The 11,026-nt window shown below is 51.2% G+C and carries 11 protein-coding genes; 7 read left to right on the top strand and 4 right to left on the bottom strand.

Translation table 11 applies throughout. The features are described from left to right. Positions 1 to 220 precede the first annotated feature (220 nt). Positions 221 to 352, bottom strand: a complete 132-nt coding sequence (locus tag AC2215_RS02690) for a hypothetical protein (RefSeq protein WP_486808409.1) — start codon at positions 350 to 352, stop codon at positions 221 to 223. 121 nt (positions 353 to 473) lie between these two features. Between AC2215_RS02690 and AC2215_RS02685 the strand changes: the two genes are divergently transcribed. The 3 genes from AC2215_RS02685 to AC2215_RS02675 all read left to right on the top strand — a co-directional run bounded on the left by AC2215_RS02685 (position 474) and on the right by AC2215_RS02675 (position 5,322). Next, positions 474 to 3,017 (top strand): two-partner secretion domain-containing protein, encoded by a 2,544-nt coding sequence (locus AC2215_RS02685; protein WP_486808408.1) that lies wholly within the window; start codon positions 474 to 476, stop codon positions 3,015 to 3,017. Positions 3,018 to 3,573: 556 nt separating this feature from the next. Then, complete coding sequence (locus AC2215_RS02680; protein ID WP_486808407.1) at positions 3,574 to 4,677, top strand: radical SAM protein; 1,104 nt, start codon at positions 3,574 to 3,576, stop codon at positions 4,675 to 4,677. 21 nt (positions 4,678 to 4,698) lie between these two features. Next, positions 4,699 to 5,322, top strand: coding sequence for an SAM-dependent methyltransferase (locus AC2215_RS02675; protein WP_486808406.1), 624 nt, complete (start codon positions 4,699 to 4,701; stop codon positions 5,320 to 5,322). A 134-nt stretch (positions 5,323 to 5,456) separates the two neighbouring features. Here the strand turns inward: AC2215_RS02675 and AC2215_RS02670 are convergent, their stop codons facing one another. Together AC2215_RS02670 and AC2215_RS02665 are read right to left on the bottom strand one after the other, a co-directional pair. Beyond that, on the bottom strand, positions 5,457 to 6,854 hold the full coding sequence (locus AC2215_RS02670; protein ID WP_486808405.1) for an AtzE family amidohydrolase: 1,398 nt from the start codon (positions 6,852 to 6,854) through the stop codon (positions 5,457 to 5,459). 9 nt (positions 6,855 to 6,863) lie between these two features. Continuing rightward, the gene (locus AC2215_RS02665) at positions 6,864 to 7,052 is read right to left on the bottom strand and encodes a DUF4089 domain-containing protein (protein WP_486808404.1); all 189 of its coding nucleotides are present in this window, start codon (positions 7,050 to 7,052) and stop codon (positions 6,864 to 6,866) included. A 771-nt stretch (positions 7,053 to 7,823) separates the two neighbouring features. Between AC2215_RS02665 and AC2215_RS02660 the strand changes: the two genes are divergently transcribed. The 4 genes from AC2215_RS02660 (at position 7,824) to AC2215_RS02645 (ending at position 10,622) form a co-directional block, all read left to right on the top strand. Beyond that, positions 7,824 to 8,048: a hypothetical protein gene (locus AC2215_RS02660; protein WP_486808403.1), complete on the top strand. Its 225-nt coding sequence runs from the start codon at positions 7,824 to 7,826 to the stop codon at positions 8,046 to 8,048. A 299-nt stretch (positions 8,049 to 8,347) separates the two neighbouring features. After that, positions 8,348 to 8,899, top strand: coding sequence for a pentapeptide repeat-containing protein (locus tag AC2215_RS02655; protein ID WP_486808402.1), 552 nt, complete (start codon positions 8,348 to 8,350; stop codon positions 8,897 to 8,899). A gap of 122 nt (positions 8,900 to 9,021) precedes the next feature. Then, positions 9,022 to 9,489, top strand: coding sequence for an SRPBCC family protein (locus tag AC2215_RS02650; RefSeq protein WP_486808401.1), 468 nt, complete (start codon positions 9,022 to 9,024; stop codon positions 9,487 to 9,489). A 290-nt stretch (positions 9,490 to 9,779) separates the two neighbouring features. Further along, positions 9,780 to 10,622, top strand: coding sequence for an alpha/beta fold hydrolase (locus tag AC2215_RS02645; RefSeq protein ID WP_486808400.1), 843 nt, complete (start codon positions 9,780 to 9,782; stop codon positions 10,620 to 10,622). Between the two features lie 154 nt (positions 10,623 to 10,776). Here AC2215_RS02645 and AC2215_RS02640 read toward each other — a convergent pair. Further along, positions 10,777 to 11,026 (bottom strand): hypothetical protein (locus AC2215_RS02640; RefSeq protein ID WP_486808399.1); only part of this gene is annotated, 250 nt, incomplete at its 5' end.

Below are 11,026 nucleotides of genomic sequence, written 5' to 3'. Positions count from 1 at the left end.
CAATCGCGGTGAGTAGGGGGAGAGAAGAAAATGCGAGCCTTGAGCTTGATTTCTCGAGTGTCCTAACCGCCTTGGCGACGGCTATAGTTAACCCATTCGGTCTTCCCCCCCAACGGTCGGCGTTCCCTTGCGTAGGCGCGCGCATACTCGGGGTCCGACCGCTGCCCCCGAAGCGCTCGTTGCCCACCTTCACGAGTGTCCTAATTGCAAGGCGCGACAGCTATATCTGGCGCTCGATCGACCAATTTTCCACTGCATTGAGTGGATCGAGCGCTCTTAATCGAGAGTCGATCGATTGTTTTTGCGCGATCGAATCGAATAATACAAAAAACACTTTATAGCGCTTCGCCATCAGTTTATTTACACTCTTGAAAAAATCGGTTTTTTCCATTCCCCATTCCCCATTCCCCGTTCCCCATGACTGAAAATCTGTAATCATACCAGCGCGAACTGCTATAAAAAACATTTTAAAAATGAAGCTCGAACGACAAAACGCTCTCAACACTCGATCTCCAATGGCGTTGAGAATCGGCGCAATTCTACTGGGACTGAGTGGGGTGGGTCCGGCCCAAACCACCCAAGCCCAAATCCTCCCCGATACGACTCTGCCCCATAATTCGATGGTGGCAATCGAAGGGATGCTGCAACGGATTACCGGGGGCACTCAAGCCGGTAGCAACCTCTTCCACAGCTTCCGGGTTTTCAACCTCGATACGGTCGGAACGGCCTATTTCGACAACCCCCTCACCATCGACAACATCATCACTCGCGTCACCGGAGGACAACTCTCCAATATTGACGGGTTGATTCGCGCCAACGGCAATGCCAATTTATTTCTCCTCAACCCTAGCGGCATCCAATTCGGACCCAATGCCCGACTCGATATCGGTGGCTCGTTTCTTGGCAGTACTGCCGAGAGTTTGTTGTTTGAGGATGGCAGCATCTTCCGTACCACCGAACCCAACGCGCCACCATTGTTAACCGTGAGCGTTCCGATTGGCTTACAATTCGATCGAAATCCCGGAGGAATTCGAGTTGAAGGTTCCGGACATCGTTTAACTTCTCCACAAGATCCGACGTTATCGCCTCTCGAAAGAGTCACTCATGGGGGACTACAAGTTCAACCGGGTCGAACTCTCGCATTGGTTGGGGGAAATGTCACCCTAGACGGCGGACTCCTCACCGCCCCCAGCGGACGCATCGACATCGGCAGTGCGATCCAAGGACTAGTGAACCTCACTCCCACATCTTTCGGTTGGAGATTAGATTACCCAGAAGATACGCAAAATTTCGATCGAAACTTTGGGGACATTCAATTCTCTTCAGCAGCTTTAGTTGATGCCAGTGGAACGGGGGGAAGCGGGATTCAACTGGTGGGACGGCGCATTGCGATGACCGATGGTTCCCTTACTTTTGTCAACACTCAGGGGACTTTACCCGCAGGAGAGATTACCGTTCGCGCCTCAGAGTCGATCGACATTCGCGGTACCGACCCGAATGGGATTTCTGGCGGTTTGAGGACACAAACGGCGAGCGCGGGAGATAGTGGTGCGATCGCCATTTCCACGCCATCTTTAACCCTAGAAGATGGTGCGAGAATCTATTCGGTATCCTTTGGTGCGGGAAACAGCGGCAATATCTCCATCGATGCCCCGGACTCCGTCGACATCACAGGCGCTTCTTCCCTTCGCAAGCTGGCTTTGAGTGCGATAACGTCTAGTACCTTTAAAGCCGGAGATGGGGGTGATGTGACCCTCTCCACTTCCCGTCTGAGTATTCGCGATGGTGGCGTGCTGGTGGCTTTAACCCGAGGAACGGGCAGCGGTGGAGATGTCGTCGTGCGGGCTGCCGATGAGGTGGAAGTTATCGGATTTAATCGAACCAGACCCGGTACGAATACTACTCGCAGTGCATTATCGGCCGCTACGCAGGGTGCCGGGGACGGGGGCGATACGACTATCGAAACGGCCCGGTTGCGGGTTCTCGACGGGGGACGAGTGGTGGCCACTACCCTAGCGAGCGGTGCGGGGGGAGAGTTGAGGGTAACGACCACGGAATCGATCGAAGTTCGGGGAGTCCGGGAAGAAACCTCTCTTCCGAGCACTCTCAGTTCCGATGCCCCAGCTAATGTGCCGATTCAACGAATTCTGGGATTGCCACCCATTCCCTCGGGCAATCCGGGAACGGTTATCCTCAATACCCCTCGATTAACGATCTCAGATCGAGCTCGAGTGGGGGTTGACAATCAAGGGTTGGGGAATGGGGGAGATATGCGCATAGCGACCGAGGTCGTATTTCTCGAGACCGGGGGACGTATTGCGGCCTCGAGCGCATCGGGAGAAGGGGGTAACCTCTTCCTGGAAGTTGGAGACCGGCTGCAACTGCGCAACGGAAGCCAAATTACCGCAGAAGCTGGTAACCGTGGCAATGGAGGGAATATTTCCATCGATACTCAAACCCTCGTCGCCTTGGAAAATAGCGATATTACTGCCAATGCTCAAACCGGATTGGGCGGAGGGGTGAGCATTGTCGCCACCGGCATTTTCGGCACCCAGTTTCGAGATTTTCAAACCCCCAACAGCGATATTACTGCGACATCAGCACTTGGGGCGCAATTTAGCGGCGTGGTGGATATTCAAACCCCCGATGTCGATGCCGGTGTGGGATTAGTGCAGTTAAGCGAAAGCCCTGTCGATCCGACTGAGCGAGTGGTTCCCGGCTGCGGGGCTTATGCCAACAGTCAATTCATCGTCACCGGACGGGGAGGACTCCCAGAAAACCCCACCAACCCCATCGCCCCTGAAACGGTATGGCAGGATTGGCAAGATTTTTCATCCGTAACGGAAACAAGCGCGGACACGACCGTCGAGTTACCAGTTCCCACACCCGAATCTTTCTCTTCCATTGAAGCCACGGGGTGGATTCTCAATGAAGCTGGAGACGTCGAACTGATTGCCACGAATCCCTCAGGAAAAGGTGCTTGGGGGGAGCGATCGAGTTGTCAGCGATCGCATTAGACCCAGACACGCAGAAGGGTTCAGGGCATGGGTGAACGGTTATATAGCAGTTGCCATATCGGTTCGGACACATTCGACCGACTTCTTTCCCCCATACCCCAGAGCACTCACCTTGACCTGATGATATTTACTGAAAATCGAATAAACCAAATATAAAGCTCGTGCAAAACCTCGTAGAAATACTCGATTTCGTCACTCAGCCGATCGAGCAAGGGTGTCTTGTTCCTCAGTGTCCCATTCAATGGGGAATTTGCTGTTCGATCGGCATTTCCTCTCCCGTTGATTACTGAGGATTTTACGGATAAAGATTTGATAAAGTTAGGCGGATTTATGGCTGTTTCAATTTGAAATACGTATTATTACTGATATTAGTCAGCGATCGATTTTTACATCGTCGAAGACTCGAGATAAGCGCCGCGATCGATCTAGGTTATCCACCAGAATACGCGCATTTTACCCGTCGCTTTCTGGCAAGTCTTCCCGAGCGAAAATCATGATGATGACAACGGATACAAACTAACGCTTTTAACACGAATGTCAACCAGAAACTTCTGCTATGCTTTTAAAACAATTACTCTCTCGAACCGGGAAACACATTCTTCAAGAATCTGTAGAAGCGCTCTATCTCCAAACCGGTTTTGATGCCACGCGACCCATTGCCATTCGCGGTCAAATTAACGAGCACTGCAATTATAAATGTCGTTACTGTAACTTCTGGCGCAAAGAAAAATATTGTGAGGAAATGACGATCGAGCAATGGCAAAATGCTCTTTTAAGTTTGCGCTCGTTTATTGGTTCGTACATCATTCAATTTTCCGGTGGGGAACCCTTTATCAAACCCGGATTTGTCGATCTCCTAGAATTTTGCCATCGAGAAAAAATTGGCTGGGGCGTTATCACCAATGGTTCGGCATTCAATCGCCGCACTGTTGAAAGAGTGGTGGCAGCACGACCGACGAATATCGATATTTCCGTAGATGCCGCAACACCGGACATTCACGATTTTGTGAGAGGCGTTCCCGGTTCTCTCAAGCGAATTACGCAGGGGCTTGAGTTTTTAACATTACAACGGCAGCAACAAGGTCTCAATTTTCCCATTCGGATTAAACCCACCGTCCACCGACTAAACTTTCGCTATCTTCCCCAGCTGGTTGAATGGGCACAGCAAGTGGGAGCTACTACCATCGACTTTTCTGCTGTCAGACCCAGACGCCAAAAATCAGAGGTAGAAACCGAACTGTGGTTGGACGATCGCCGGGATTTAGATACTTTAGAGGAAGTCGTTGAGATCCTAGTGACCTTGAAACAGCAAGGGGCGCCGATCGAAACCAGTGTTGCCAAACTTCGGGGGTTATCCAATCATTTTGTTCGCCAGCCCGTTTATCACGGCGTATCTCCGTGCCGGGTCAGTTTGCGCGAATACTACATTCGTCCCACAGGGGATGTCATCATGTGTTGGTTTTATCCCTTTATTGGTAATGTCAAAACTCATGGGGCTAAAGAAATCTGGTATGGCGAAAAAGCCCGGACCTTGCGATCGCAAATGGTCAGTTGCACGAAATTTGGTAGCGTTGCCTGTGGGAATTCTTGTCTGACCCATCGCTCGTTCTCCCAAGAAGTTAAACGCGGTTTGCTAATGCTCAAACAGGCGCGAGTTTAGACGTATCACCCAAAAAGAACGATGGTCATCGAAGCATTAAAATATCGGATGCAGCGCAATTGGCGCGCGCGGAGGATGCAAGAGTTTACTCAACGCATGCAACTCCAACCGGGAATGCGAATTATCGATCTCGGCGGACTTCCCGAATTGTGGGAAACCTTCGATTTCGAGCTCGATATTACCCTCGTGAATTTCGGTTCCCAATTCTCACACCTTTCCGGGTCTTACCGACGAACCTACCGCATTTTGAGCGCAGATGCTTGCGATCTGAAAGAATTAGCGGATGGGGAATTCGATCTGGTTTTTAGCAATAGCGTTATCGAACACGTCGGACTCCCAGATCGCCAAGCAAATTTTGCCCAAAACGTCCGGCGATTGGCACCGCAATACTGGGTGCAAACCCCATCGATGTGGTTTCCCATCGAAGCCCACTGCAATCTTCCGTTTTGGTGGTTGTATCCATCTTGGTTGCAACAAACATGCCTCGCGCGATGGCAGCGTCAGGGAAAACAGTTTATATGGCAGCAAATGAACAGCACCCGCGTTCTCACGCTCGATCGGCTCAAATCCCTATTTCCAGGTGCTTCAGTTTACGTTGAATCCGTTAGTGGATTTCCCAAATCGTACTCGATGTACCAAACCTAAGTAACGCCACGTGCAACTTAATTCTCCAAAATCCTCTCGCACGGGGGAAGGGGGAAGGGGACAAGGGGAATTTTTCGACTCGCTCACCATCCTTTCGAGCGCAAAAAGAGCGCACACCGCGTTAAGTCCCAAACCTACATTTGGACCGTTCCCACCCGCGCGATACCCTGCTTTTCCAAATAAGCGGCAACCCGCAATAGGAGAGATTCATCGTAAGGTTTAGCCACAATTTGTACCCCCAACGGTAGAGAATTGGCACGGCAAACGGGCACGGATAATACCGGCAAACCGATAAACGAAAGCGGTTGGGTAAAGAGTCCCAAATGGGGACGAACCAGCATTTCTTGGCCATCGATTTCCATTGTCGTTTGCCCGATTTTCGGGGCAACGCAGGGGGTTGTGGGAGCGAGAATGATGTCCACCTCTTGAAAAATTTCTTGCACCCGATGGCGAAACCACTGGCGAAATCGCTGGGATTGTAAGTACCAGGTGGCTGGAATCAATGCCCCGGCGAGGAAGCGATCGCGGGTTGCCGGGTCGAAATCCTCCGGGCGCGATCGCAAATTTGCCAAGTGCAGGTTGCTCCCTTCGCTGGCGGTGATGATATACGCCGCAGCCTTGGCTCGATGGGCTTGGGGGATCGATACCTGCCGGGTAACGTTTAGTGCCCCAGCGACCGCTGACACCGCTTCGATCGCACTCGTTTCGGCATTTTGGACGAAATAGCCATCGGCAACGGCAATCCGCAATCCTTCAACGCCCCGAGCGAGTTCGGGTAACGTCGGCTGTGGGGGACGAGAGGTACAAATGGGATCGCCGGCATCGACCCCTTGGAGTATGTCAAAGGCTGCGGCAATATCCCGTACCGATCTCGCCATCGGTCCGATACAATCGAGACTCCCAGAAAACAACGCTGCTCCCGATCTCGATAGTCTGCCGTAGGTGGGTTTCAATCCGAAAATCCCGCACAAAGCCGCTGGAACTCGAATCGAACCGTTGGTATCCGAACCCAATGTCAGGGGAACCAATCCGCCTGCTACCGCCGCAGCGGACCCCCCAGAAGACCCCCCAGCAATTCGAGTGCGATCGTGGGGATTGCGCGTTGCCCCGTAATGGCCATTTTCTGTGACGAACCCGTAGGCGTACTCGTCCATATTCAGGGTTCCCATCGAAATTGCCCCGGCTTGTTGGAGTTTGGCAACGGCGGTGGCATCCCTGGTGGCCCGAGGATGGGAGGCGTTAATTTTCGATCCGGCAAGGGTTGTGATTCCGGCAACATCGAAGAGATTTTTGACCGCAAAGGGAACCCCCGCCAAGATGCCGGGGTCTTCTCCTCGAGCGATTTGAGTATCGATGATTTCGGCACGATCGATTGCCCGATCGCGGGTAATTTCGGTAAAACAGTTGAGGCTTTCGTTATCGAGATCGATGCGTTGAATGGTTGTCGAAATCACATCTTTCGCACTGACTTTTCCCGATCGAATAGCCGTGACAATCGCAATAGCATCGAGGGTCGCAAGGTCTAAGTTCATGGTCTCAAGTCACGGCTCGAATTTAGGTGCGATTTCGATACTCGAATCTAGGGGAAATTCCATGACCCGTTGGGCAATTTCTGTGAGGTTGGCAAAATTTTCTTCCACCCCCGAGCGATATTCCGCATCGATTTCGAGATCGATAATTTTTGCCAGATCGTCGATGCTGGGACGGAAATTTTCTTGCTTTTCGCTCATTTCAATCATTGGATTTCTGTTAGCAAGAGAGAATATAGAATGTGGAATTCGGAAGCGCGGAATTCGGAACGATCGATTGAATGATTCTCCTCTTTCCTGTCTCCCGTGTCTCCCCCCTCTTTCGTGTCTCTTTTGCCCCCGAAGCTCACCTTAACCTACATGCGGTGCGATCGCACCAGGAAAATTGCGCGCTGGCAGATGAAATGCTTGGTTGACAACCATTTTGGGCGATTTGGGCAAAAAAGTTGCGCGAAGGTACCAAATAATGGTCAAATATATAGGCGCAAGCTTCTAAGGGGGCGTGGCGGAATGGTAGACGCTACGGACTTAGAAATCTGGGCCTCGATCGAGAAATCTTTCGAGTGAACGCTCTCAAATTCAGGGAAACCTAAATCCGACGCCGGACAAGGCAATCCTGAGCCAAGCTAGAGCAACGGTTCTAGAAGGTGCAGAGACTCGACGGGAGCTACCCTAACGTTTAGCCGAGGGTAAAGGGAGAGTCCAATTCTCAAAGTCTCTAGATCGAGACAGCAGCGAAAGTTGCGAGAGGATGAAAATCCGTTGACTGGTGACAGTCGTGAGGGTTCAAGTCCCTCCGCCCCCATATTAATTCGTCAATGTTAGTTTGTATCGATCGTGGGTTGTATTAAGCAAACGGCAAGTTTTGTTGCGTTTTACATCTAATAGCACTCTGGTAAGCAAGAATACAGTTAGGATGAGATTCGGAAATAATAATTAAATTATTCAGCCAATGTTCTCAAGGAGATCCGTATGACACCTGTAATGTTACGGCAGCTCTGGTCATCGATCGAAGCCACTCAGACAAACGTACTCTTGACCCTCGACGATGCGAGTCTGGTACAATGGCTGATGAAACAATTCAAACAGGAGAGAGCGCTAAATCGGGATGAAACTCACATCCTGAGTGATTACATCAGCTCCAAAATCCTTTTGATTCGTGACTTAGCACATCAACGGCTCGTTGCAGACAGCTAAAGTATCAGTTCCTTGGAGCGGGATTCAGTAGATGAAAACCCGATTTCAAGTAATTTAAGTGAGTATTCTCGATCGAGATTTAAGTTTGAATGGGAAGCTGAGTTCAACTGGCATAAAAGTTCGATCGCAGCGAGTTCGCGCCTCAGCTTCCAAACCCGATCCAGAGAGTACCGTTAGGGGTGAGTCGATGGTAGGTCGTGTTTTTTGGAGTTGAGCTGACTCGCGCTCTAAAAAAGTAAGCATGAAGGTTCGACGCTTCTGTTCTTCCTTGGAAGACTTCTCACGCGCTAGAGGTACTCATGACTGAAAAAGAGCTTCTAGAGCGTTATGCCAGTGGAGAAAAGAATTTTGAAAATGTCGATTTAAGGGGAGCGGATTTAAGCGGGACGATGCTGCTGTTTGTCAATCTCAGTGGCGCAAATCTGAACGATGCCCGACTCAGCGGGGCAAACCTAACCGGTGCGAGACTCAAAGGAGCAAAATTGATTGGTGCGGACTTAACCTGTGCCAGTTTAGTCAGCGTTAACGCCTTAGAGGTCGATTTACGCGGTGCGAACCTCGGCGGGGCAAATTTGAGTGGGGCAAAACTCCGAAAAGCGAACCTGAGCGGCGCTCATTTGATTGGAGCGAACTTTCGCAGCGCCAACTTAAATGCTGCTCGTCTCGAACGAGCGAATCTGAAAGGCGCTCGCCTCAAAGGAGCTAGTTTAAGCGATGCGGACCTCGAAGGGGCAGATCTCGAAGGGGCGAATCTCATCGGGGCTGAGATTGATGGCACGAAGTTTACCGAAGTCAATCTCGCTCGAACGATTATGCCTGATGGTAAACTCGGCACCCCCATAGCAAACTAGGTGCATATCGAGTATCTCGATCGAGCGCCGAGCCCTATTCTTAAGGGATTCATATTTGTTAACATTGGGAAAACCCCATTCCCGACTCTTTTACCGCGCGTTTTACCCCGCTTTTTCACTGTATGGCCCCGCTTCAGGTTTTCGAACAATCTATTCAAATTGCTGCGAGTTCCACTGCTGTGGAAAAATGTTTGACCGATCTCGAATTGATGCACCGATGGCTCAATCCCGCTTTGCGATGCGAAGCTGTTGGGGAGTGGAGTACCCAAATCGGTGCCAAAAGCCGTTTTATCATCAAGATTCCCATTTTGCAGCCCGCTTTATATAGTGAAGTGGTGGAGCGCAAACCCGGTTTAGTCGTGTGGCAATTCAACGGGTTTTTCACCGGGCGCGATCGCTGGGAATGCTGTCCCCAAACCGACGGAACCCTGCTCGTCAATCGTTTCGAGTTCAAAATTCCCAATCCCATCGTTCAGTTTGGCTTCGATCGCTTTGCCGCCCGATGGACGAAAGAAGATATGCTGGCTCAGTTGCGTCGCCTCAAGCGGGTTGCGGAACAAACCTACCATCGATCGGGAATAAACGGTTAAGCTGATGTGCGATCGGTTAAGGGGTTTGGGGTGTAGGGAAAGGAGCATTGGTAAGAGGCGCTCGATGCGCGGGTGTCGCCAGTGTATCGGTCAAGTGTTGCGATTGCAGGCTTGACGACACTAAATCTACGGCAAGACAAATCACCAGCGATTCTAACCATCCCCCATTCCCTACCCTCACCCAAAACCGTCTTATCCAAAACTGACGTTAGAGTATCTTGCTTTTCCTGGAGTCTGCCTCATCGGATAATATTCAGGTCTCAAACAAGTGAACGAGGGGGCACAACGCCATGCCAGGTATCCGCAAAACGGCGCAGGTCGGAGATATTCACCTATCTTATCTAGAGTGGGAACGAGGTTCGATTCCCCTGCTGCTGCTGCATGGGTTGGCGGATAACGCCCTAGTGTGGTCGGCAGTGGGAGAAGCTTTGAGCGATCGCTACCATGTTGTGGCGGTGGATATGCGCGGTCACGGCGACAGCAGCAAACCCGATGGCGGTTACGAGTTCGATCGCATCATTGCCGATTTGGAAGCCTTAATGGATATCCTGGGCTGGTCTGCAACCCATGTCGTCGGTCACTCCTGGAGCGGTAAAGTCGCCACCATCTGGGCAACCCAACACCCGCAACGGTTGCAAAGTATGGTGCTCGTCGATCCGATTTTCGTCTACGGTATGCCGGGAATTTTGCGGCTCAGTTTTCCCTTGTTTTACCGGTTTTTACCGTTTCTTCAAGGGATGGGACCCTTCGAGAGCGAGGAAGCCGCTCTTGCCAAAGCTCGCCAAATGAAACAATACCGAGACTGGACTCTTTTCCAAGAGACAGCTTTTCGCCAGAGTATCGAACCGAAGTCCGATGGTGGATGGGGGAGCAAATTTACCGTTGCCGCCCGCAATGAAATCTTCGATGCGGTGCTGCGAGTGCCCGGACTGACGCAGCCGGTGAGCGTTCCCACCCTATTCGTGCAGCCGGAATCTGGGGTGAACCGCTACGACTGGCAACTCAAGCCGTATCAAAAGTATCTCTCGAATCTGAAAATTCAAATGGTTCCGGGCAATCACTGGGCTTTTTTAGTAGAACCGGAAGCATTTAAGACTGCGATCGCTCAATTTTTAGATCGACAAAATGGTTAGCCGGCATTCTTCATGAGGTTCGATCGAGATTGGGGTTTCGCGTGAATTATCCAGGCTCGGTGCGATCGTGGGTTGGTGTTTGAAATTGCGATCGCGATCGCACTCGAGACCGGATTTCGATCGTCATCTACCCCTGAGTGCGATCGTCATGACCTCAGAATATCGATCGCCCGAAATCTTCGTATGACTCACCACTCACCCCAGGATTCGATCGCCCAAAATCTTCGTACAACTCACCACTCACTCTAGGATTCGATCGCCCAAAATCTTCGTACAACTCACCGCACAACCCAGGATTCGATCGCCCAAAATCTTCGTATGACTCACCGCACAACCTAGGATTCGATCGCCCGAAATTCCCGTACAACTCACCGTATACCCCCGTGGGAGATCGCCAAAAAACT

Source organism: Zarconia sp., from assembly GCF_057467645.1.
Note: the sequence above shows the minus strand (reverse complement) of the source record. Positions and strands in the feature narration are given on the sequence as shown.